Origin of the sequence: Kitasatospora sp. NPDC008050, assembly GCF_042957465.1 — a bacterium.
Taxonomy (GTDB): Bacteria; Actinomycetota; Actinomycetes; order Streptomycetales; family Streptomycetaceae; genus Kitasatospora.
The window spans coordinates 233,012-255,976 of the sequence record NZ_JBIBIJ010000005.1 but is presented as its reverse complement, the minus strand read 5'-3'; the positions used below and the strand labels follow the sequence as shown (position 1 = coordinate 255,976).

14 protein-coding genes and 1 pseudogene are annotated in these 22,965 nt (G+C 69.9%); 14 read left to right on the top strand and 1 reads right to left on the bottom strand.

Going from position 1 to position 22,965, the window contains the following annotated elements:
- Positions 1-470: 470 nt before the first annotated feature.
- From rpoB to ACFZB9_RS12535, 9 genes and pseudogenes are all read left to right on the top strand, one after another.
- Positions 471-3,944 (top strand): DNA-directed RNA polymerase subunit beta, encoded by a 3,474-nt coding sequence (rpoB, locus tag ACFZB9_RS12575; protein ID WP_391446300.1) that lies wholly within the window; start codon positions 471-473, stop codon positions 3,942-3,944.
- Between the two features lie 115 nt (positions 3,945-4,059).
- Positions 4,060-7,965: a DNA-directed RNA polymerase subunit beta' gene (locus ACFZB9_RS12570; RefSeq protein ID WP_391446298.1), complete on the top strand. Its 3,906-nt coding sequence runs from the start codon at positions 4,060-4,062 to the stop codon at positions 7,963-7,965.
- A gap of 203 nt (positions 7,966-8,168) precedes the next feature.
- Entirely contained in the window at positions 8,169-8,846 is a 678-nt protein-coding gene (locus ACFZB9_RS12565) for a DUF4097 family beta strand repeat-containing protein (RefSeq protein ID WP_391446296.1), read from the top strand.
- An 85-nt stretch (positions 8,847-8,931) separates the two neighbouring features.
- A complete protein-coding gene (locus ACFZB9_RS12560) occupies positions 8,932-10,137 on the top strand; it encodes a histidine kinase (RefSeq protein ID WP_391446295.1) in 1,206 nt (401 codons plus the stop codon).
- A gap of 17 nt (positions 10,138-10,154) precedes the next feature.
- Complete coding sequence (locus ACFZB9_RS12555; protein ID WP_391446293.1) at positions 10,155-10,835, top strand: response regulator; 681 nt, start codon at positions 10,155-10,157, stop codon at positions 10,833-10,835.
- Between the two features lie 99 nt (positions 10,836-10,934).
- Positions 10,935-13,046: an MMPL family transporter gene (locus tag ACFZB9_RS12550; protein WP_391446291.1), complete on the top strand. Its 2,112-nt coding sequence runs from the start codon at positions 10,935-10,937 to the stop codon at positions 13,044-13,046.
- Between the two features lie 147 nt (positions 13,047-13,193).
- Positions 13,194-13,373: pseudogene (locus tag ACFZB9_RS12545) on the top strand (NAD-dependent deacetylase); the annotation flags it as partial.
- Positions 13,374-13,411: 38 nt separating this feature from the next.
- Positions 13,412-14,617: a cytochrome P450 gene (locus tag ACFZB9_RS12540; RefSeq protein ID WP_391446289.1), complete on the top strand. Its 1,206-nt coding sequence runs from the start codon at positions 13,412-13,414 to the stop codon at positions 14,615-14,617.
- Positions 14,614-15,609 (top strand): ADP-ribosylglycohydrolase family protein, encoded by a 996-nt coding sequence (locus ACFZB9_RS12535; RefSeq protein ID WP_391446287.1) that lies wholly within the window; start codon positions 14,614-14,616, stop codon positions 15,607-15,609. The genes ACFZB9_RS12540 and ACFZB9_RS12535 overlap by 4 nt, the downstream gene beginning before the upstream one ends.
- Positions 15,610-15,643: 34 nt before the next feature.
- Here ACFZB9_RS12535 and ACFZB9_RS12530 read toward each other — a convergent pair whose 3' ends face one another.
- Positions 15,644-16,942 carry a DUF2786 domain-containing protein gene (locus ACFZB9_RS12530; protein WP_391446746.1) on the bottom strand — a complete coding sequence of 433 codons (1,299 nt, stop codon included), beginning with the start codon at positions 16,940-16,942 and terminating at the stop codon, positions 15,644-15,646.
- Positions 16,943-17,133: 191 nt separating this feature from the next.
- Here ACFZB9_RS12530 and ACFZB9_RS12525 point away from each other — a divergent pair, with 191 nt between their 5' ends.
- The 5 genes from ACFZB9_RS12525 to tuf all read left to right on the top strand — a co-directional run bounded on the left by ACFZB9_RS12525 (position 17,134) and on the right by tuf (position 22,548).
- The gene (locus ACFZB9_RS12525; RefSeq protein ID WP_391446285.1) at positions 17,134-17,715 is read left to right on the top strand and encodes a DUF1707 and DUF4190 domain-containing protein; all 582 of its coding nucleotides are present in this window, start codon (positions 17,134-17,136) and stop codon (positions 17,713-17,715) included.
- Positions 17,716-18,170: 455 nt separating this feature from the next.
- Positions 18,171-18,542, top strand: a complete 372-nt coding sequence (rpsL, locus tag ACFZB9_RS12520; RefSeq protein WP_014144289.1) for a 30S ribosomal protein S12 — start codon at positions 18,171-18,173, stop codon at positions 18,540-18,542.
- A 2-nt stretch (positions 18,543-18,544) separates the two neighbouring features.
- Positions 18,545-19,015: a 30S ribosomal protein S7 gene (gene rpsG, locus ACFZB9_RS12515; RefSeq protein ID WP_035848142.1), complete on the top strand. Its 471-nt coding sequence runs from the start codon at positions 18,545-18,547 to the stop codon at positions 19,013-19,015.
- A gap of 39 nt (positions 19,016-19,054) precedes the next feature.
- A complete protein-coding gene (gene fusA / locus ACFZB9_RS12510) occupies positions 19,055-21,160 on the top strand; it encodes an elongation factor G (RefSeq protein WP_391446284.1) in 2,106 nt (701 codons plus the stop codon).
- Between the two features lie 194 nt (positions 21,161-21,354).
- Positions 21,355-22,548 carry an elongation factor Tu gene (gene tuf / locus ACFZB9_RS12505; RefSeq protein ID WP_329564865.1) on the top strand — a complete coding sequence of 398 codons (1,194 nt, stop codon included), beginning with the start codon at positions 21,355-21,357 and terminating at the stop codon, positions 22,546-22,548.
- Positions 22,549-22,965: the final 417 nt, after the last annotated feature.

The following is a 22,965-nucleotide window of genomic DNA, read 5'->3' as shown; positions in this document are numbered from 1 at the left end:
GCCCCGGCCGCTGACAGGTCCGCTGTAACGCGGCGGGGGCACAGAGCGATGAAGAGTACGAGGTCCGCGCTCCGGCCGGGCCTTGACGAACGGCACGCGGCGCGCGATTCTCAAGTCGCGCGCCGACACCGTGAGGGCGGTTGGCCGTTAGTTTGAGTGTCCCCGGATGCATAACCCGGGGTCGCGGCGGGAAATGACTCACGTGAGTCGCGGTGCCGGCCTCAGGAGAGGTTGGGCACCGCTGCAGTGCGCGGTGGCAGGACGAGCAGTAGGGAGTGTCCGATTCGGTCTCCGAATCAGGGCTGGACAGCAGTGTGCCGTTTGGCTACACTGTCCCTTTGCGCTGCCTGTTAGCTGCTCCGTGACTCGTCGCCCGGAGTGTGCGCTGCCCTGACCTGGGGTTTCCCCCCTCGGCAAGGCCCGGCCGGTACGCGCGCAGTGAGCTCCGAGCCCTCGGAAGGACCCCCCTCTTGGCCGCGCCGCGCAACGCCTCGAACAACGCCAATTCCACCGCCCCGCTCCGCGTCTCCTTCGCGAAGATCAAGGAGCCCCTCGAGGTCCCGAACCTCCTGGCCCTGCAGACCGAGAGCTTTGACTGGCTGCTCGGCAACGCGGCCTGGAAGTCCCGGGTCGAGGCGGCCCTGGAGAGTGGTCAGGACGTCCCCACCAAGTCCGGTCTGGAGGAGATCTTCGAAGAGATCTCCCCGATCGAGGACTTCAGCGGGTCGATGTCCCTGACCTTCCGCGACCACCGTTTCGAGCCGCCGAAGAACTCGATTGACGAGTGCAAGGACCGCGACTTCACGTTCGCCGCCCCGCTCTTCGTCACGGCCGAGTTCACCAACAACGAGACCGGTGAGATCAAGTCTCAGACGGTCTTCATGGGCGACTTCCCGCTCATGACCCACAAGGGCACGTTCGTGATCAACGGCACCGAGCGTGTCGTCGTCTCGCAGCTGGTCCGCTCCCCGGGCGTGTACTTCGACTCCACCCTGGACAAGGTGTCCGACAAGGACATCTTCTCCTGCAAGGTCATCCCCTCGCGTGGTGCCTGGCTGGAGATGGAGATCGACAAGCGCGACATGGTCGGTGTCCGCATCGACCGCAAGCGCAAGCAGTCGGTCACCGTGCTGCTCAAGGCCCTCGGCTGGACCAACGAGATGATTCTCGAGGAGTTCGGCGAGTACGAGTCGATGCGCGCCACCCTGGAGAAGGACCACACCCAGGGCCAGGACGACGCGCTGCTGGACATCTACCGCAAGCTGCGCCCCGGCGAGCCGCCGACCCGCGAGGCCGCGCAGACGCTGTTGGAGAACCTCTACTTCAACCCGAAGCGCTACGACCTCGCCAAGGTCGGCCGTTACAAGGTCAACCGCAAGCTGGGCAACGCCGAGTCGCTGGACTCCGGCGTGCTCACCGAGCCCGACATCATCGGTGCGATCAAGTACCTGGTGAAGCTGCACGCGGGCGAGACCGAGTGGCGTGACGACGAGGGCCGCGACATCGTCGTCGAGGTCGATGACATCGACCACTTCGGCAACCGCCGCCTGCGCAACGTCGGCGAGCTCATCCAGAACCAGGTCCGTACCGGCCTGGCCCGGATGGAGCGCGTCGTGCGCGAGCGCATGACCACCCAGGACGTCGAGGCGATCACGCCGCAGACCCTGATCAACATCCGGCCGGTCGTCGCCTCCATCAAGGAGTTCTTCGGCACCAGCCAGCTGTCCCAGTTCATGGACCAGACGAACCCGCTGTCGGGTCTGACCCACAAGCGTCGTCTGTCCGCGCTGGGCCCCGGTGGTCTGTCCCGTGAGCGCGCCGGCTTCGAGGTCCGTGACGTGCACCCCTCGCACTACGGCCGCATGTGTCCGATCGAGACCCCGGAAGGCCCGAACATCGGTCTGATCGGGTCGCTGGCCTCGTACGGACGGGTGAACGCCTTCGGCTTCATCGAGACCCCGTACCGCAAGGTCGTCGACGGTGTCGTCACCGAGCAGGTGGACTACCTGACCGCTGACGAGGAGGACCGCTACGTCATCGCGCAGGCCAACGCGCCGCTGACCGAGGACCTGCACTTCGCCGAGCCCCGCGTGCTGGTGCGCCGCCGTGGCGGCGAGATCGACTACATCCCCGGCACCGAGATCGACTACATGGACGTCTCGCCGCGCCAGATGGTGTCGGTCGCGACCGCCATGATCCCCTTCCTCGAGCACGACGACGCCAACCGCGCGCTCATGGGCTCGAACATGATGCGCCAGGCCGTCCCGCTGCTGCGCAGCGAGGCGCCCGTGGTCGGTACCGGCATGGAGTACCGCTGCGCCGTCGACGCCGCGGACGTCATCACCGCCGAGAAGGCCGGTGTGGTCCAGGAGGTCTCCGCCGACTACGTCACGGTGGCCAACGACGACGGCACGTACAACACGTACCGCGCCGCCAAGTTCACCCGCTCCAACCAGGGCACCGCCTTCAACCAGAAGGTGCTCGTGGACGAGGGCGTGCGGGTCGAGGTCGGCCAGGTGCTGGCCGACGGCCCGTGCACCGACGAGGGCGAGATGGCGCTGGGCAAGAACCTGCTCGTCGCCTTCATGTCCTGGGAGGGTCACAACTACGAGGACGCGATCATCCTGTCGCAGCGCCTCGTGCAGGACGACGTCCTCTCCTCGATCCACATCGAGGAGCACGAGGTCGACGCCCGTGACACCAAGCTGGGCCCCGAGGAGATCACCCGGGACATCCCGAACGTCTCCGAGGAGGTCCTCGCCGACCTCGACGAGCGCGGCATCATCCGGATCGGCGCCGACGTCGTCACCGGCGACATCCTGGTCGGCAAGGTCACGCCCAAGGGTGAGACCGAGCTGACCCCGGAGGAGCGCCTGCTCCGCGCGATCTTCGGTGAGAAGGCCCGTGAGGTCCGCGACACCTCGCTGAAGGTGCCGCACGGTGAGTCCGGCAAGGTCATCGGCGTGCGCGTCTTCGACCGTGAAGAGGGCGACGAGCTGCCCCCGGGCGTCAACCAGCTGGTGCGGGTCTACGTGGCCCAGAAGCGCAAGATCACCAACGGTGACAAGCTGGCCGGCCGTCACGGCAACAAGGGTGTCATCTCCAAGATCCTCCCGGTCGAGGACATGCCGTTCCTTGAGGACGGCACCCCGGTCGACATCATCCTCAACCCGCTGGGTGTCCCGTCCCGAATGAACCCGGGACAGGTCCTGGAGATCCACCTCGGCTGGCTCGCCAAGCAGGGCTGGGACGTCTCCGGCCTCAGCGAGGAGTGGGCCCGCCGCCTGCAGGCGATCGGCGCGGACAAGGTCGAGGGCGGCACCAACCTCGCCACCCCGGTCTTCGACGGCGCCCGCGAGGACGAGATCACCGGTCTGCTGGACAACACCACCCTCACCCGTGACGGTGAGCGCCTGGTGAACTCCACCGGTAAGGCGCGGCTGTTCGACGGCCGCTCCGGCGAGCCGTTCCCGATGCCGGTCTCGGTCGGCTACATGTACATCCTCAAGCTGCACCACCTGGTCGACGACAAGCTGCACGCCCGTTCGACCGGCCCGTACTCGATGATCACCCAGCAGCCGCTCGGTGGTAAGGCGCAGTTCGGTGGTCAGCGCTTCGGTGAGATGGAGGTGTGGGCCCTTGAGGCATACGGCGCGGCCTACGCGCTGCAGGAGCTCCTCACCATCAAGTCCGACGACGTGCTCGGCCGCGTGAAGGTCTACGAGGCCATCGTCAAGGGCGAGAACATCCCCGAGCCCGGCATTCCCGAGTCCTTCAAGGTGCTCATCAAGGAAATGCAGTCGCTCTGCCTCAACGTGGAGGTGCTGTCCTCGGACGGCTCCAACATCGAGCTGCGGGACTCCGACGAGGATGTCTTCCGCGCAGCCGAGGAGCTCGGTATTGACCTGTCCCGGCGCGAGCCGAGCAGCGTCGAAGAGGTCTGACGGAGGTTGGGCCGGCTGATTCCGCCCCCAGGGCGAACAGTCGGCCGGCCCGCCCCCAGGCCCCCCTCAGACCAGATGAACGACTTTCGACTTACGAAAGAGGGCTTGACGACCAGTGCTTGACGTCAACTTCTTCGACGAGCTCCGCATCGGCCTCGCGACCGCCGACGACATCCGCCAGTGGTCCCACGGCGAGGTCAAGAAGCCGGAGACCATCAACTACCGCACCCTGAAGCCGGAAAAGGACGGGCTCTTCTGCGAGAAGATCTTCGGTCCGACCCGGGACTGGGAGTGCTACTGCGGTAAGTACAAGCGCGTCCGCTTCAAGGGCATCATCTGTGAGCGCTGCGGCGTCGAGGTGACCCGCGCCAAGGTGCGTCGTGAGCGGATGGGCCACATCGAGCTGGCCGCGCCGGTCACCCACATCTGGTACTTCAAGGGTGTTCCCAGCCGCCTCGGCTACCTGCTCGACCTGGCGCCGAAGGACCTCGAGAAGGTCATCTACTTCGCCGCCTACATGATCACCTGGGTGGACGACGAGCGTCGCCAGCGCGACCTGCCGTCCCTGGAGGCGCATGTCTCGGTCGAGCGCCAGCAGATCGAGAACCGCCGCGACTCCGACCTGGAGAACCGCGCCAAGAAGGCCGAGACCGACCTCGCCGAGCTTGAGGCCGAGGGTGCCAAGGCCGACGTGCGCCGCAAGGTGCGCGAGGGTGCCGAGCGTGAGATGAAGCAGCTGCGCGACCGTGCGCAGCGCGAGATCGACCGCCTGGACGAGGTGTGGGCCCGCTTCAAGAACCTCAAGGTCCAGGACCTTGAGGGCGACGAGCTGCTCTACCGCGAGCTGCGCGACCGCTTCGGCACCTACTTCTCCGGCTCGATGGGTGCCGCGGCCCTCAAGGACCGCCTGGAGACCTTCGACCTGGCGGAGGAGTCCGAGCGCCTGCGCGAGATCATCCGCACCGGCAAGGGCCAGAAGAAGACCCGTGCGCTCAAGCGCCTCAAGGTCGTCTCGGCGTTCCTGCAGACCACCAACAAGCCCAACGGCATGGTGCTGGACTGCGTCCCGGTCATCCCGCCGGACCTGCGTCCGATGGTGCAGCTGGACGGTGGCCGCTTCGCGACCTCCGACCTGAACGACCTGTACCGCCGCGTGATCAACCGCAACAACCGCCTGAAGCGCCTCCTCGACCTCGGTGCCCCCGAGATCATCGTGAACAACGAGAAGCGCATGCTTCAGGAGGCCGTCGACGCGCTCTTCGACAACGGCCGTCGTGGTCGCCCGGTCACGGGCCCCGGCAACCGTCCGCTGAAGTCGCTGTCCGACATGCTCAAGGGCAAGCAGGGGCGTTTCCGTCAGAACCTGCTCGGCAAGCGCGTCGACTACTCGGCCCGTTCGGTCATCGTCGTCGGCCCGCAGCTCAAGCTGCACCAGTGCGGTCTGCCGAAGGCCATGGCGCTGGAGCTCTTCAAGCCGTTCGTGATGAAGCGCCTGGTGGACCTCAACCACGCGCAGAACATCAAGTCGGCCAAGCGCATGGTCGAGCGCGCGCGCCCGGTGGTGTGGGACGTCCTCGAAGAGGTCATCGCCGAGCACCCGGTGCTGCTCAACCGTGCGCCCACCCTGCACCGCCTGGGCATCCAGGCCTTCGAGCCGCAGCTGGTCGAGGGCAAGGCCATCCAGATCCACCCGCTCGTCTGCACCGCGTTCAACGCGGACTTCGACGGTGACCAGATGGCCGTCCACCTGCCGCTCTCCGCGGAGGCGCAGGCCGAGGCCCGCATCCTGATGCTGTCCTCGAACAACATCCTGAAGCCGGCCGACGGTCGCCCCGTCACCATGCCGACCCAGGACATGGTGCTCGGTCTGTTCTTCCTCACCTCGGACCGCGATGAGGTGAAGGGCGGTGGCCGTTCCTTCTCCTCGACCGCCGAGGCGATCATGGCCTTCGACGCCCGCGAGCTGGACGTCCAGGCCCCGATCGACCTGCGCCTGCCGATCGGCACCGTCCCGCCGCGTGGCTGGACCCCGCCGGTCGACCCCGAGTGGTCCGAGGGCCAGCCGGCTGCCTGGATGGAGGGCGAGTCCTTCCGTCTGCGCACCACGCTGGGCCGCGCGCTCTTCAACGAGCTGCTGCCCGAGGACTACCCGTTCGTCGACTACGAGGTGGGCAAGAAGCAGCTCTCCGCGATCGTCAACGACCTGGCGGAGCGCTACCCCAAGGTCATCGTCGCGGCGACCCTGGACAACCTGAAGGCGGCCGGCTTCCACTGGTCGACCCGTTCGGGTGTCACCGTCTCGATCTCGGACGTCGTCGTGCCGCCGAGCAAGCCGCAGATCCTCGAGGGCTACGAGGCTCAGGCCGAGAAGGTCCAGAAGAACTACGAGCGCGGTCTGATGACCAACGACGAGCGCAAGCAGGAAATGGTCAACATCTGGACCAAGGCGACCAACGAGGTTGCCGAGGCCATGAACGCGAACTTCCCGAAGACCAACCCCATCTTCATGATGGTCGACTCGGGTGCTCGCGGAAACATGATGCAGATGCGTCAGATCGCCGGTATGCGTGGTCTGGTGTCGAACGCCAAGAACGAGACCATCCCGCGTCCCATCAAGGCCTCGTTCCGTGAGGGCCTGTCCGTGCTGGAGTACTTCATCTCCACCCACGGTGCCCGTAAGGGTCTGGCCGACACCGCGCTGCGTACCGCCGACTCGGGTTACCTGACCCGTCGTCTGGTGGACGTCTCGCAGGACGTGATCATCCGCGAGGAGGACTGCGGCACCGAGCGCGGCCTCAAGCTGGCGATCGGCACGGTCGGCGAGGACGGCGTCCTGCGCAAGACGGACGACGTCGAGACCAGCGTCTACGCCCGCATGCTGGCCGAGGACATCACCGTCGACGGCAAGCTCATCGCGACCGCCAACACCGACCTCGGTGACGTGCTGATCGACGAGCTGATCCGCCACGGCATCTCCGAGGTCAAGACCCGCTCGATCCTGACCTGCGAGTCGGCCGTCGGCACCTGTGCCTTCTGCTACGGCCGTTCGCTGGCCACCGGCAAGCTGGTCGACATCGGTGAGGCGGTCGGCATCATCGCCGCCCAGTCCATCGGTGAGCCCGGCACCCAGCTGACGATGCGTACCTTCCACACCGGTGGTGTGGCCGGTGACGACATCACCCAGGGTCTGCCGCGTGTCGTCGAGCTCTTCGAGGCCCGTACCCCCAAGGGTGTGGCCCCGATCTCGGAGGCGCAGGGCCGGGTCCGGATCGAGGACACCGAGAAGACCCGCAAGCTCGTCGTCACCCCGGACGACGGCACGGACGAGATCGCCTACCCGGTCTCCAAGCGTGTGAAGCTGCTGGTCAGCGAGGGTCAGGCGGTCGAGGTCGGCCAGAAGCTGACCGTCGGTGCCACCAACCCGCACGACGTGCTGCGGATCATGGGCCAGCGTGCGGTCCAGATCCACCTGGTCGCCGAGGTCCAGAAGGTCTACAACAACCAGGGCGTGTCGATCCACGACAAGCACATCGAGATCATCATCCGGCAGATGCTCCGCCGCGTGACGATCATCGAGTCGGGCGACGCCGAGCTGCTCCCGGGCGAGCTCGTCGAGCGCGGCCGGTTCGAGACCGAGAACCGTCGTGTGGTCTCCGAGGGCGGTCACCCCGCCTCCGGCCGTCCGCAGCTGATGGGTATCACCAAGGCCTCGCTGGCCACCGAGTCCTGGCTGTCGGCCGCCTCCTTCCAGGAGACGACCCGGGTGCTCACCGACGCGGCGATCCACGCCAAGTCGGACCCGCTGCTGGGCCTCAAGGAGAACGTCATCCTGGGTAAGCTCATCCCGGCCGGTACGGGTCTGCCCCGCTACCGCAACATCCGGGTCGAGCCGACCGAGGAGGCCAAGGCCGCGATGTACTCGGCCGTCGGCTACGACGACTACGACCTGTCGCCCTTCGGCGCCGGCTCCGGCCAGGCGGTCCCGCTGGACGACTACGACTACGGCCCGTACACGGGCTGAGTGGTCTAAACACCGCTGGGCGGTCACCCCTTTCGGGGGGTGGCCGCCCAGCGGCGTTCCGCGGCCCCTGGAAAGCCCCTCCTCCCCCGCGCGGGGGAGGAGGGTAAACCGCCCGGGGGAGCGATCCCCGGTCAGGGGGCGAGCGGGCAGGCTGAGGGGGTCGGTTCGGATGGTCCGGGCCCGCGATCCAGGGGGATTCTCCGATGAACCAGCGCTTGACCCGGCTGCTCGGCTGTACCGCGATCACCGGCTTGGTCGTCTTCGGGATGTCCGGCTGCTACTTCGACGACCAGCAGCACCGCGACGTCGGCTACGGGATCGACCAGCCGGTGCACGCCCTGGTGATCAAGGGCGATACCGGCAACATCCGGGTGGTCGGCGCCGGCAGCGGGGTGCACGTGGTGGAGCACCAGAACTACGGCAGCAAGGCACCGGCCAGCACGCACACCGTGGCCGACGGCACCCTCACCCTCACCTACAGCTGCCACGACTGCGGGATCGACTACGACGTCGACGTGCCGGCGGGCACCGACGTCAAGGTCAGCGAAGGCACCGGCGACGTGCACCTGTCCGGGCTGAGCGCCGGGGTGCAGGCCAGCACCGGAACCGGCTCGGTCGAGGGAGTGGGCCTCACCAGCGCCAGCGCCAGCCTCGGCTCGTCCACCGGGAACGTCTCCGCGACCTTCACCGGGGTGCCGGGCTCGGTGACCGCGAAGACCTCGACCGGCAACGTCAAGGTGGTGGTCCCGGCCGGCGGCTACGCGGTCAAGGCGACGGCCGACACGGGCAGCGTCAAGGTGTCGGTTCCGCAGGACGGCGCCTCGGGCCATGCGATCGACGCCGAGTCCGACACCGGCAACGTCACCGTCTCGCATGCCTGACAAGCGCCCGCTCCAGCCCGCCTACGACCTCTTGACCTGGGGCGATAGGCTCCCTGCGAACGGGGGAGGGGAACGGGTGGAAGCGATGACGCGCGGTCAGCAGTGGCTGGCCGAACGGGGGCGGTGGCTGCGGGAGCGGCTGGCCGGGATCAACCCGTACGTGGTGGACGGCCTGATCGCGGTGGTCTCGGTCGCGGTCTCGCTCTGGGCGGTCCACAACGACGAGACGCACTGGCCGCTGTGGACCTACCTGCTGGCCGCCGGCTGCTCGCTGCCGCTGCCCTGGCGGCGCAGGGCGCCGGCCGCGGTCTTCCTGGCCGCCGTGCTGCTCTCGGGGGCGCTGGGGGTGTTCGCGCACTCCGCCCAGCCGCAGCTCCCGGTCTACGGGGTCGTCGCCATCTACACCCTGGCCGACCTGGGGAAGAACTGGCAGCGCTGGCTGATGCTGGCGGTCCTGGTGCCGGCCAACGTGCTGGGCACCCGCTCGCTGGACGGGATGATCTTCAGCGAACTCACCGTGGTCGGCTCCTTCGCGCTCGGCACCGCGGTGCGCGAGCTGCGCCGGCTGGCCCGGGTGGAGGCCGACCGGGCGCGCGAGACCGGGCTGCGCGCGGCCAGCGACGCGGCTCGCGCGGTCGCACAGGAGCGCGGGCGGATCGCCCGGGAGATGCACGACATCCTGGCGCACGCCGTCGCGCTGATGGTGATCCAGGCCGAGGCGGGCCCGCTGGTGGTGCGCGCCGACCCGGAGAAGGCGATCAAGACGTTCGACACCATCGCCGACTCGGGGCGCGACGCGATGGTGCAGCTGCGCAGGGTGCTGGGTGTGCTCAAGGAGGACGGTGCGGGCCCGCAGCTCGCCCCGCAGCCCAGGCTGCCCGAGCTCGCCGCCGTGGCCGAGCGGATGACGGTGGCGGGGGTGGCGGTGCGGCTGGTGCTGCCCGAGCGGGCCTCGGTGCTGCCGGCCGCCGTGGAGACGGCGGCCTACCGGATCGTCCAGGAGGCGCTGACCAACATCGTCAAGCACTCCGGCGCCAACGCGGCCGAGGTGCGGATCGCCGAGGTGGACCAGGCGCTCGAACTGGCGGTCAGCGACAACGGGCACGGGCTGGACGACAGGGCCCAGGAGCTGCGCCGGTCGGCCGGTGGGGCGGGCTGGTCCGGCGGCCGCGGGCTGCTCGGGATCCGGGAGCGCGCGGCGGCCTGCGGGGGCCGGGCCGCGGCCGGCCCGGCGCCGGACGGGCGGGGTTTCGTGGTGACGGCGCGGCTGCCGCTCGGGGCGGCGAGCTGAATGACGAGGGAGCGGGGATGTCCGTGATACGCGTGGTGGTGGCCGACGACCAGGAGCTGGTGCGGGCCGGGTTCGGGATGATCCTGGACGCACAGCCCGACATCGAGGTGGTGGCGGAGGCGGCCAACGGTCAGGAGGCGATCGAGGTGGTGGCCGCGCACCGCCCGGACGTACTGCTGCTGGACGTGCGGATGCCCGTGATGGACGGCCTGGAGGCCGCCCGCCGGGTCTGCGCCGAGTACCCGGCGACCAAGGTGATCATGCTGACCACCTTCGACATCGACGACTACGTCTACGACGCGCTGTACGCCGGGGCCAGCGGCTTCCTGCTCAAGGACGTGCGGCGCGACGACCTCGCGCACGGCGTGCGGCTGGTCGCCTCGGGGGAGGCGCTGCTGGCGCCCTCCGTCACCAAGCGCCTGATCAGCGAGTTCGCGGCGCGCCGCCCGGTGGGCCCGGGCGCGGCGGTGCGCGCGCCGGCCAGACTGCTGGAGCAGCTGACCATCCGGGAGCAGGAGACGCTGCGGCTGATCGCCCGCGGCTGCTCCAACGCGGAGATCGCCGCCGAGCTGGTGGTCAGCGAACACACCGTCAAGACCCATGTCAGCAACGTGCTGAGCAAGCTCCAGTTGCGCGACCGGGTGCACGCGGTGGTCTTCGCCTACGAGGCGGGCGCGGTGGTGGCGGGCGAGGGCTGAGCCGTGGCCGGTCCGCTCGTCTCCCCCGTACGGGGGAGGTGAGCGGACCGCTCGGCCGGGGGATCCGTGATGAGCGGTGCCACCAGCAGAGTTACCGCCATGACCTCGTTCCTCGCCAGGGTGACCACGCGTCACCCGCTCGCCGTCCTGTTCAGCTGGCTCGCCGTGATCCTGCTCGGCTTCGGCCTCAGCGGTATCAGCGCCACCCGGATGACCGGGTCGGTCAGCTCGGTCCCCGGCAGCGAGTCGCACCGGGTGGCCGACCGGCTCGACCGCTCGGACCACTCGGGCGGCACGATCAGCGCCGTGCTCAGCGGCCAGGACGTCACCGACCCGGCCTTCCGGGCCCAGATCGCCGCCGCGGTCCACGACCTGGCCGCGATACCCGGCGTCGGGCCGGTCGCCGATCCGTACCGCCCGGGTGGCGCGGTCTCGGCGGACCACCAGGCCCTGATCTTCCCGGTCACGCTGGCCGGGGGCTTGTCCGACGACGATCAGCAGGCCGCCCAGGACGCCGCCGAGGCCCGGCTGCGCCAGCTGCACGCCACGCATCTGCAGGTCAGCGGCGGGCCGCTGCTGAGTCAGCAGATGAACGAGGCGGGCAAGGAAGGCGTCGGCCGCGCCGAGCTGTTCTCGCTGCCGCTGGTGCTGCTGCTCTGCCTGCTGGTCTTCGGCGGTCTGCTGGCGGCGGGGCTGCCGATCCTGGTCGCCTTCTGCGGGATCGGCGGGACCTTCCTGAGCCTGCTGGTGGTCTCCGAGTTCACCGAGATCAGCGCCTCCTCGCTGCAGGTCACCACGATGCTGGGACTGGGCCTGGCGATCGACTACGCCCTGCTGGTGATCAACCGCTTCCGCGAGGAGCGCCGCCACACCCCGGACCTGCTGCTCGCCGTCACCCGGACCGTGCAGGCGGCCGGCCGTACCGTCTTCTTCTCCGGCCTGACCGTCGCGCTCTGCCTCTGCGGCCTGCTCGCCTTCAACAGCCCGTTCCTGCGCAGCATGGGCCTGGCCGCCGCCTCCGTGGTGCTGATCGACATGGCCGCCGCGGTCACCCTGGTGCCGGCTGTGCTCGCCCGGTTCGGCCGCCGGCTGCGGCTGCGCGAGCCGAAGCCCACCGCGGGCCGCGGCTTCGCCCGGATCGCCCGGCTGGGCACCTCGCGCCCGCTGCTCCTCGCCGTCACCATCACCGCCGCGCTGGCCGCGCTGGCACTGCCGCTGGCGGGCCTGCGCACCACTGCCGGCGACGCCCGCTACCTGCCGGCCGGCTCGGACGGCCGGCTCGCCTACCAGGCCCTGCGCACGCACTTCCCGCAGCTGTCCACGGCCGACCCGGTCGTCGTGCTGCTGGGCGGCCACGGCCCGGCCTACGACGCGTTCGCCGAGCGGGCCCGCACGCTGCCCGAGGTCGGTGCGGCGCAGCTCGGCACGCTGCCGGACGGCACCACCGAGCTCCAGCTGACCCCCACGGGCGGCAGCGACGGCCCGCAGGCGCTCGCCCTGGTGCGCGCCCTGCGCGCCCAGCACCCCGGCCTCACCGCCGAGGTCGGCGGCACCGCCGCCCGGGTGGCCGACTTCCAGCAGATGCTCACCGACGGCCTGCCCGGTGCGCTCGCGGTGGTGGTCGGCGGGATCCTGCTGCTGCTCTTCGGCTTCACCGGCTCGGTGCTGATCCCGGTCAAGACCGTGCTCTCCACCGCGCTGTCGCTGGGCGCCGCGATGGGCATCACCGAGCTGGTCTTCCAGGACGGCCACGGCGCCGCCCTGCTCGGCGGCCAGGGGATGGGCGCGCTGGACCTGGTCGCGCTGCCACTGATCGCCGCGATCGCCTTCGGCCTGGCGATGGACTACGAGATCTTCATCCTGGCGCGGGTCCGCGAGGAGTGGCTGCGCACCGGTGACCCGAAGGCCGCCGTCCAGGTCGGCCTGGCGCAGAGCGGGCGGATCGTCACCAGCGCCGCCGCGCTGATCCTGATCGTCTTCGCCGCCTTCATGACCAGCGGCTTCGGCCAGATCCTGCAGATCGGCCTGGGGCTGAGCCTGGCGGTGCTGATCGACGCCACCGTGGTGCGGATGCTGCTGGTGCCGGCCACCATGGCCCTGCTCGGCCGCGCGGCCTGGTGGGCGCCGGCCCCGCTGACGCGCCTGCACGCCCGCTACGGGCTGCGCGAGGAGCGGCCCGCCGCGACCGGGGGCGCACCGCTCTTGGCCTGACCGGTCCGCCCCCTGGGGGGCGGGCTCAGGCGCCCGCACCGGGCGGGGCCGCCGGAAACCCGGGTGCGGGGGACGGGTGCGCGCCCTAGGGTCCCCTCATGACCCGCACGCTTGTCGCCGTCCTGACCGGGGCCGGCCTGTCGACCGACTCCGTTGCAGGTCTACCCGGCCGCCGCACTGCCGCGGATCGCGCTGGAGAACGGCGCCCGGCTGATCGTGGTCAACGGCGAGCCGACGCCCTACGACGAGCTCGCGGACGAGGTGATCCGGGAGCCGATCTCGCAGGCGCTGCCGGAGCTGGTGCGCCGCCTGCAGGCCGGGGGATGACCCCGGGGACGGCCCCGCCCGCTCGCTAGGCTGCTCGGATGACGCACTTCGATCCATGGTCGGCGGAGTTCATCGCGCACCCCTACGACGCGTATGCCGAGCTGCGGGAGCAGGCGCCGGTCCGGTACTTCGAACCGACCGGGCAGTGGCTGATCTCCCGTCACCAGGACGTCAGTTCACTGCTCCGGGACCGCCGGCTCGGGCGCACCTACACGCACCGGTTCAGCCACGAGGAGTTCGGGCGCACGCCGCCGGACCCGGCGCACGAGCCGTTCCACACGCTCAACGACAACGGGCTGCTCGACCTGGAGGCGCCGGACCACACCCGGATCCGGCGGCTGGTCTCGAAGGCGTTCACGCCGCGGATGGTCCAGGCGCTGCGGCCCACTGTGGCGCGGCTGGCCGAGGACCTGGTCACCGGCCTGGTCGAGGAGGGCGGCGGCGACCTGATCAAGGCCGTGGCCGAGCCGCTGCCGGTGGCCGTCATCGCCGAGATGCTCGGGGTGCCCGCGGCCGACCGGGGGCTGCTGCGGCCCTGGTCGGCGGCGATCACCGGGATGTACGAGCTCAACCCGACGCCGGCGGCGGCCGAGCGCGCGGTGGCCGCCAGCATCGAGTTCTCCGACTACCTGCGCGAGCTGATCCGGGAACGGCGCGCCGCGCCCGGCCCGGACCTGGTCTCCGCGCTGATCGCCGCCCATGAGGAGGGCGACCGGCTGAGCGAGCAGGAGATGATCTCCACCTGCGTCCTGCTGCTCAACGCGGGGCACGAGGCGACCGTCAACACCACCGGCAACGGCTGGTGGGCGCTGCTGCGCAACCCCGACCAGCTGGCCCTGCTGCGCTCCGATGTCGAGCGCCATCTGCCCAGCGCCATCGAGGAGTTGATGCGCTACGACACTCCGCTGCAGCTGTTCGAGCGCTGGGTGCTGGAGCCCGTCGAGGTGGCCGGGGTGCGCATCCCGCGCGGCGCCGAGGTCGCGCTGCTCTTCGGCTCCGCCAACCGCGACCCCGAGCGCTTCGCCGACCCTGATCAGCTGGACGTCACCCGGGCCGACAACCCGCACCTCTCCTTCGGTGCCGGACTCCACTTCTGCCTCGGCGCGCCGCTGGCCCGGCTCGAACTCGCCGAGTCCTTCGGCGCCCTGCTGCGCCACGCGCCCGAGTTGGCGCTGGTGCGGGAACCCACCTGGCAGCCCGGATATGTGATCCGCGGCCTGAACGAACTGCTGGTGACCACATGATGCGCGCCACCGGAACGCTGCTCGGCCTCGCGATCGGGGACGCGATGGGCTACCCCACCGAGTTCGACGAGATCGAGCAGATCGCCGCTTACTGCCCCGACTGGCGCGAACTCCCGCTGCCCACCCCGGCGTTGGTCACCGACGGCACGCAGATGACGCTCGCGCTGGCCCGCGCCGTGCGGCAGGCCGGGCCGGGGGAGCTCACCCCGCAGGGGCTGGTGCCGCCGCTGCGCGACGAGTTCGTCTCCTGGGCCCGCTCGCCCGAGAACAACCGCGCGCCGGGCATGACCTGCCTGCGCGCCTGCGGACTGCTGGCGCGGCCCGGGCAGCCCTGGCAGCAGGCCAGTCAGCTCGGCTCCAAGGGCTGCGGCGCCAACATGCGGGTCGCGCCGCTCGGGCTGGTGCCCGGCCTCACCGAACGTCAGCTCTCCGGTGCCGCGCAGCTGCAGTCCGCGCTGACCCACGGTCACCCGACCGCGCTCGCCGCGAGCGACCTGACCGCGCTCACCGTCCGGCTGCTGGCGGAGGGCACCGCGCCGCACGAGCTGCCCGGCCGGTTGCGTGCGCACGCCCTCGCCAACCGCGAGCGGTACGACGCCTACTGGCTCGACGACCTGGCGGCGCAGGTCGGCATCGTGCGGCCCGAGGAGTTCATGGCGCGTGGCTGGGACGAGTGCCTGGCCGCCCTGGACCGCCTGGACGCGGCGCTCGCCGACCCCGACCCGCAGGCGGACCCGTGCCTGGCCACCGGCGAGGGCTGGATCGCCGAGGAGGCGCTGGCGACCGGACTGCTCTGCTTCCTGCTCTTCCCCGACGAACCGGTCACCGCCGTGCGCCGAGCCGCCTACTCCTGCGGCGACTCCGACTCCCTGGCCTGCCTGACCGGCGCGTTCGCGGGCGCGCACGCCGGCCCCGACGTCTGGCCGGCCGACTGGGTACGGCGGATCGAGCACCGCGACGAGCTCCTGGCCCTGGGCGCGCTCTGGGACTGACGCCCGCTCGATCCCAAGGCGCCCTCAGCTCAGCTCAGCCCTGCCCGCGCCCCACCCGGCCGCGCCCGTGCAGCGCGGCCCGGTCCGCCGCCGCGCGCCCGGCCGCCCAGCCCTCGCCGTCGCTCACCCGCACCCGCTGCGAGGTCAGCTTGGGGAACATCCGGTCGGTGACCGAGTCCACCGCCTCCTCGCGCGCGGCCAGGGCCGGCAGCAGCCGCTCGTCCGGCACCAGCTGCTCGGCGGTGCCGTCCTCGCGCAGGTGGCGGCCGGCCGCGGCCTCCCGGGTGGTGCGCTCGGTGGCCTCGGTCAGCCGCTCGCGGATCCGCGCCGCGTAGGAGACCAGGAAGGACTGCCGGAACGCCCGGGTGCGCGAGGCCCCGTCCAGGTGCTGCTTGCTGCCCGAGCGCTGCATCGCGGCGGTGGCCTGCACCAGCAGCGAGGTGTAGAGCAGCTCGACGGCGTCCAGATCGGAGTCGAAGCCGATCACCGTGCAGAAGCCGAACTCCTTCGCCCAGACCACCCGGCAGCGGTTGGCCGCCGCCACCGCGTCCAGCAGCATCGCCTTGGGGCCCTCGTACGGGTTCTCCACCCCGATCCGCAGCGCGCCCGGCAGGCCGCTCTCCGGCTGGCCGGCGGCGAGCAGCGCCTCGTCGATGCTGTGCTGCGCCATCAGCTGCTGCGCCTTCTCCGTCAGCGCCTCGGCCTCCTGCGGGTACTCGGTGGACTCCGCCTTGGCCAGCAGCGCCCGGATCCGGGAGAGCATCCGCGGTTCGCCCGGCACCCGCACCGCGGCCCGGTGCTCGACCGGCCGCTGGGCGGCGCCGGGCGCGGGCCCCACCGGCGCGATGGCCGGCAGCCGTCCGAGCAGCCGCAGCAGCTCCAGGGCGGTGGTGGCCAGCGCGAACCGGTCCAGCCGGTGGCGGGCCGCGAAGCCGGGCAGGAACTCCTCGTCGCGCGGCCACCAGACCTCGCCGGCCAGCTCGCGCAGCTGCTCCTGCCAGCGCCGGTCCAGCGCGGCGGGGGAGTAGCGGCGGGCCTCGGCGGCGACCAGGTCGACCAGCAGCGCCTGGTGGGTGGCGGCCAGATCGCGGCGGACCAGCCGGGCGAGGTCCGCGGGGCGCCAGCCGCGGGTCCAGAGCGCGCCGAGCGAGGTGTCCGCCAGCGTCAGCAGCCCCCGGCTCACCGCGGGCCAGCGCTCGGCGGAGGCGGCCAGCAGCGAGGCCCCGCTGTCCACGGCGTCCTCGACCCGGCGGTCGGGCGCGTCCAGCACCGCCGACAGCGCTCGTCCCAGCAGCTCACCGATGCTCTTCTGGTCTACGTCCACCGAGTCCATGATGCCGCAGCGGGCCTGCCGACCGGCCCGGCCCGGTGCGCCGGTCACCGGCGGGTGGGCCAACCCCGGCGGCAACCGGCGGGGTTCGGGGCATGATGGTGCCCGGAGAGTGGAACCCAGCGGCGGGTGCGGTTCGTCCACTGGGGGACAGGCGCGGCGCGCGGGGCGGGCCGCTTTCGGGAGGAGACCGGATGGGCGACGTGCAGCCCTGGCCGCCGGCGGGCCGGCCCGGCCGGCCGCAGGGCGGTGGCTGGCCCAGCCCCCAGCCGAGCGCGCAGGGCGCGGGCTACGCCGCGATGCGCGCCGCGCACACCGATCGGGACCGCACGGTGGACGTGCTGAAGGCGGCCTACGCGGAGGGCCGGCTGTCGTCCGCCGAGTACTCCGAGCGTTTCGACGCCGCCCACCAGGCCCAGACCTACGGCCAGCTGGCACAGATCGTGGCCGATCTGCCCACCGGCCCGATGCCCGGTCCGGTGTCGGGCCCCTCGGCCGCCACGGTCCCGCCGACCTTCCTGGCACCGGTGCGCCCGGCCCCCAACAACGGCATGGCCATCGCCTCCCTGGTGCTCGGCCTGCTCTGCGTGCCCTCCGGCGGGGTGCTCGGCGTGCCGGCCGTGATCACCGGTCACCTCGCCCGCCGGCAGATCCGCGAGACCCAGGAGAGCGGCGACGGCATGGCCACCGCGGGCCTGGTGCTGGGCTACCTCTCGGTGGCCGGCTGGGCGGCGGTGCTGCTGCTCGGCGTGCTGCTGATGGGCGTGCGCGGCTGAGGCCGGCCGGGCACCCGGCGACCCGAGCAGGCCCTCGGGTCGCCGGGCCGCCCCCGGTGTGGTACGACGGACGAGGCGGCGGGGCGACACCCACCAGCAGGTCGCGCCCGGACACATGTCCGGCCGTGGGCCCGGTCCCCGGCGGCACCGCTATCCCGCCACGACCAGCCAGGTCGCATTTGTTTTGACCGCGCCCGATGCGCTAGGTACGCTCTGACCTTGTGCCTGGGGTGTCCCCGGGTCCTTGTGCGTGCAAGCACACCGGCCGCCGCGCCACTCGCGCGTGAGCGCCGTCGCTGCGCATCAGCACATCAGGATTCCGCGATTTCCTCCGCAGTCCCCGCCTCTGGCAGGACCGGAAGGAGCCCAACACACCCGACCTCGTGGGTCGGCGTGAGCTGGGAACACCGCAGGTTAGATCTACCAAGCGATGGCACACAGAAAACGGAGAAACGGTGCCTACGATCCAGCAGCTGGTCCGAAAGGGCCGGCAGGACAAGGTCGAGAAGAACAAGACGCCCGCGCTGAAGGGCTCCCCGCAGCGTCGTGGCGTCTGCACGCGTGTGTACACGACCACCCCGAAGAAGCCGAACTCGGCGCTTCGTAAGGTCGCCCGTGTGCGCCTCACCAGCGGGATCGAGGTCACCGCTTACATTCCGGGCGAGGGCCACAACCTGCAGGAGCACTCCATCGTGCTCGTGCGTGGCGGTCGTGTGAAGGACCTGCCGGGTGTGCGTTACAAGATCATCCGCGGCTCGCTTGACACCCAGGGTGTCAAGAACCGCAAGCAGGCCCGCAGCCGCTACGGCGCCAAGAAGGAGAAGTAAGAATGCCTCGTAAGGGCCCCGCCCCGAAGCGCCCGGTCATCATCGACCCGGTTTACGGCTCCCCGCTGGTGACCTCGCTGGTCAACAAGATCCTGCTGCACGGCAAGCGCTCCACCGCCGAGCGGATCGTGTACGGCGCCCTGGAGGGCGTCCGCGAGAAGACCGGCTCGGACCCCGTCGTGACGCTGAAGCGTGCGCTGGAGAACGTCAAGCCGGCCCTTGAGGTCAAGTCCCGCCGTGTCGGTGGCGCCACCTACCAGGTTCCGGTCGAGGTCCGTCCGGGCCGCGCCAGCACCCTGGCGCTGCGCTGGATGGTCGGCTACTCCCGCGCCCGTCGCGAGAAGACCATGACCGAGCGCCTGATGAACGAGATCCTCGACGCCAGCAACGGCCTGGGCGCTTCCGTGAAGCGTCGCGAGGACACCCACAAGATGGCCGAGTCCAACAAGGCCTTCGCGCACTACCGCTGGTAGTCCGAACCCCGTCACTAGACAGAGAGAGAACGAGCCACCATGGCTGCAACCTCCCTTGACCTCGCCAAGGTCCGCAACATCGGGATCATGGCGCACATCGACGCGGGCAAGACCACCACCACCGAGCGGATCCTGTTCTACACCGGTGTCTCGTACAAGATCGGTGAGGTCCACGATGGCGCTGCCACCATGGACTGGATGGAGCAGGAGCAGGAGCGCGGCATCACGATCACGTCGGCCGCGACGACCTGTCACTGGACGCTTGACGACTCCGACCACACCATCAACATCATCGACACCCCGGGCCACGTCGACTTCACCGTCGAGGTGGAGCGTTCGCTGCGCGTGCTCGACGGTGGCGTGACGGTGTTCGACGGTGTCGCCGGTGTCGAGCCCCAGTCCGAGACCGTGTGGCGGCAGGCTGACCGCTACGGTGTCCCGCGCATCTGCTTCATCAACAAGCTGGACCGCACGGGCGCCGACTTCTACTTCTGCGTGCAGACCATCGTGGACCGCCTCGGCGCCACCCCGCTGGTCATGCAGCTGCCGATCGGCGCCGAGGGCGACTTCGCCGGTGTCGTCGACCTGGTGAAGATGAAGGCCCTGGTCTGGTCCGCGGATGCGCCCAAGGGCGAGATGTACGACACCGTCGAGATCCCGGCCGACCTGGCCGAGAAGGCTGCGGAGTACCGCGAGCAGCTGCTCGACACCGTCTCGAACGTCAGCGACGAGGTGATGGAGCTCGCCCTCGAGGGCGAGGACATCCCCGAGGAGCTGCTGGTCGCCGCGATCCGCAAGGGCACGCTGAACTCGGACTTCACGCCGATCTTCTGCGGCTCCGCGTTCAAGAACAAGGGCGTCCAGCCCCTGCTCGACGCGGTCGTCAAGTACCTGCCGTCGCCGCTCGACATCACGGGCATCGAGGGCACGAAGCCGAACGACCCCGAGACGAAGATCATCCGCAAGGCCTCGGACGACGAGCCGCTCGCCGCGCTCGCGTTCAAGATCATGTCGGACCCGCACCTCGGCAAGCTCACCTTCGTCCGGGTTTACTCGGGCCGCCTGGAGTCCGGCACCTCGGTGCTGAACTCGGTCAAGGGCAAGAAGGAGCGCATCGGCAAGATCTACCGCATGCACGCGAACAAGCGTGAGGAGATCGAGTCGGTGGGCGCCGGCGACATCATCGCCGTGATGGGTCTCAAGCAGACCACCACCGGTGAGACGCTGAGCGACGAGAAGAACCCGGTCGTCCTGGAGTCCATGGACTTCCCGGCCCCGGTCATCCGCGTCGCGATCGAGCCCAAGTCCAAGGGCGACCAGGAGAAGCTGGGTGTCGCCATCCAGCGTCTCGCGGAGGAGGACCCCTCCTTCCAGGTCAACACGGACGAGGAGACCGGCCAGACCATCATCGCGGGTATGGGCGAGCTGCACCTCGAGGTGCTGGTCGACCGTATGCGCCGTGAGTTCAAGGTCGAGGCCAACGTCGGCAAGCCGCAGGTGGCGTACCGCGAGACGATCCGCAAGGCCGTCGAGCGTATCGACTACACGCACAAGAAGCAGACCGGTGGCTCCGGCCAGTTCGCCAAGATCCAGATCGCCATTGAGCCTCTGGAGTCGGGCGAGGGCTACGAGTTCGTCAACAAGGTCACCGGTGGCCGCGTGCCGCGGGAGTACATCCCGTCGGTCGACGCCGGTTGCCAGGAGGCCATGGAGTTCGGTGTCCTCGCCGGCTACCCGCTCCAGGGTGTCCGCGTGACGCTGCTCGACGGTGCGGCGCACGACGTCGACTCCTCCGAGCTCGCGTTCAAGATCGCCGGCTCGATGGCCTTCAAGGAAGGCGCCCGCAAGGCCGGTCCGGCCCTGCTGGAGCCGATGATGGCCGTCGAGGTCACCACGCCCGAGGACTACATGGGCGAGGTCATCGGCGACATCAACTCTCGTCGTGGCCAGATCCGGTCCATGGACGAGCGTCACGGTGCCCGCGTGGTCAACGCGCTGGTGCCGCTCTCCGAGATGTTCGGCTACGTCGGTGACCTGCGCAGCAAGACCTCTGGTCGCGCGAGCTACTCGATGCAGTTCGACTCGTACGCCGAGGTTCCGCGGAACGTGGCGGACGACATCATCGCCAAGGCCAAGGGCGAGTAAGTCCCGCAATCGGGACTTTTCACACGCCTTAGGCTTTAAGGAGACATACCCGGCGGGGTCGTACCCCGACCCCGCCGGCGTCTCCGCCCCACCCGCGGGACGGCATGGGGTGCCACCAGCACCCCGTTCCAAAAACCCGATCAAAGACCAACTGACGTCGTACGGCGTACAGAACTGTCCTCAGGAGGACTGCAGTGGCGAAGGCGAAGTTCGAGCGGACGAAGCCCCACGTCAACATCGGCACCATCGGTCACATCGACCACGGTAAGACGACCCTTACCGCGGCGATCACCAAGGTGCTGCACGACGCGTACCCCGACATCAACCCCTTCACGCCGTTCGACCAGATCGACAAGGCGCCGGAGGAGCGGCAGCGCGGTATCACCATCTCGATCGCGCACGTCGAGTACCAGACCGAGGCGCGTCACTACGCCCACGTCGACTGCCCGGGTCACGCGGACTACATCAAGAACATGATCACCGGTGCGGCCCAGATGGACGGTGCGATCCTCGTCGTCGCCGCCACCGACGGCCCGATGCCGCAGACCAAGGAGCACGTCCTCCTGGCCCGCCAGGTCGGCGTCCCCTACATCGTTGTCGCCCTGAACAAGGCCGACATGGTGGACGACGAGGAGATCCTGGAGCTCGTCGAGCTCGAGGTCCGCGAGCTGCTCTCCGAGTACGAGTTCCCGGGCGACGACCTGCCGGTCGTCCGCGTCTCCGCGCTGAAGGCGCTGGAGGGCGACAAGGAGTGGGGCGAGAAGCTCCTCGGCCTGATGCACGCGGTCGACGAGGCTATCCCGACCCCGGCTCGCCTCACCGACCAGCCGTTCCTGATGCCGATCGAGGACGTCTTCACGATCACCGGTCGTGGCACCGTCGTCACCGGTCGTATCGAGCGTGGCATCCTCAAGGTCAACGAGACTGTCGACATCATCGGCATCAAGGAGACCAAGACCACCACCACGGTCACCGGCATCGAGATGTTCCGCAAGCTGCTCGACGAGGGCCAGGCCGGTGAGAACGTCGGTCTGCTGCTCCGTGGCATCAAGCGCGAGGATGTCGAGCGCGGCCAGGTCATCATCAAGCCGGGCACCGTCACCCCGCACACCGAGTTCGAGGCCCAGTCCTACATCCTGTCGAAGGACGAGGGTGGCCGTCACACCCCGTTCTTCAACAACTACCGCCCGCAGTTCTACTTCCGTACCACGGACGTGACCGGCGTCGTGACCCTCCCCGAGGGCACCGAGATGGTCATGCCGGGCGACAACACCGCCATGTCGGTCGTGCTGATCCAGCCGATCGCCATGGAGGAGGGCCTGAAGTTCGCCATCCGTGAGGGTGGCCGCACCGTCGGCGCCGGCCAGGTCACCAAGATCGTCAAGTAATTTGACCGTCTGACCTGCCTGTACCACAGGCTGCTCGAAGGGCCCCGGTGGCCGTCCGCGAGGACGGTCGCCGGGGCCCTTCGGCGTGCCCGCGGGGCGAGTTGACGCCCGCTCAGAAAATCGTTCCATGTGCTACCCGGCGGCAATTGGCGTCAAACGCCTCTGATATGGCAAGATAGTCAAGTTGCTCGGTTGAGTGCCGATGCTGCGCGCCTCCCGCCGGGAGGACCGGAAGCGAGTCCCATGTACTCGTCGTTCCCGTGATGGCCGTTCATGTGTTCACGTGCTTTGTGTGAATGCAGTGGTGTGTAAGCGACACCGCGGCAGCTGCGGGGCGGACGTACGGGAATCTTCTGGGAAGCGTGGGCGGGGCCTCGACCCGGTGCCCATGGGTGCAAGACCGACCCGGACCCCGAA

Excerpts from the sequence above, each read along its gene's own strand:
- ACFZB9_RS12565 (WP_391446296.1), top strand. The coding sequence starts at position 8,169 with ATGAACCAGCGCTTGACCCGGCTGCTCGGCTGTACCGCGATCACCGGC.
- ACFZB9_RS12560 (WP_391446295.1), top strand. The coding sequence starts at position 8,932 with ATGACGCGCGGTCAGCAGTGGCTGGCCGAACGGGGGCGGTGGCTGCGG.
- ACFZB9_RS12555 (WP_391446293.1), top strand. The coding sequence starts at position 10,155 with ATGTCCGTGATACGCGTGGTGGTGGCCGACGACCAGGAGCTGGTGCGG.
- ACFZB9_RS12550 (WP_391446291.1), top strand. The coding sequence starts at position 10,935 with ATGACCTCGTTCCTCGCCAGGGTGACCACGCGTCACCCGCTCGCCGTC.
- ACFZB9_RS12540 (WP_391446289.1), top strand. The coding sequence starts at position 13,412 with ATGACGCACTTCGATCCATGGTCGGCGGAGTTCATCGCGCACCCCTAC.
- ACFZB9_RS12535 (WP_391446287.1), top strand. The coding sequence starts at position 14,614 with ATGATGCGCGCCACCGGAACGCTGCTCGGCCTCGCGATCGGGGACGCG.
- ACFZB9_RS12530 (WP_391446746.1), bottom strand. The coding sequence starts at position 16,942 with ATGGACTCGGTGGACGTAGACCAGAAGAGCATCGGTGAGCTGCTGGGA.
- ACFZB9_RS12525 (WP_391446285.1), top strand. The coding sequence starts at position 17,134 with ATGGGCGACGTGCAGCCCTGGCCGCCGGCGGGCCGGCCCGGCCGGCCG.
- rpsG (WP_035848142.1), top strand. The coding sequence starts at position 18,545 with ATGCCTCGTAAGGGCCCCGCCCCGAAGCGCCCGGTCATCATCGACCCG.
- fusA (WP_391446284.1), top strand. The coding sequence starts at position 19,055 with ATGGCTGCAACCTCCCTTGACCTCGCCAAGGTCCGCAACATCGGGATC.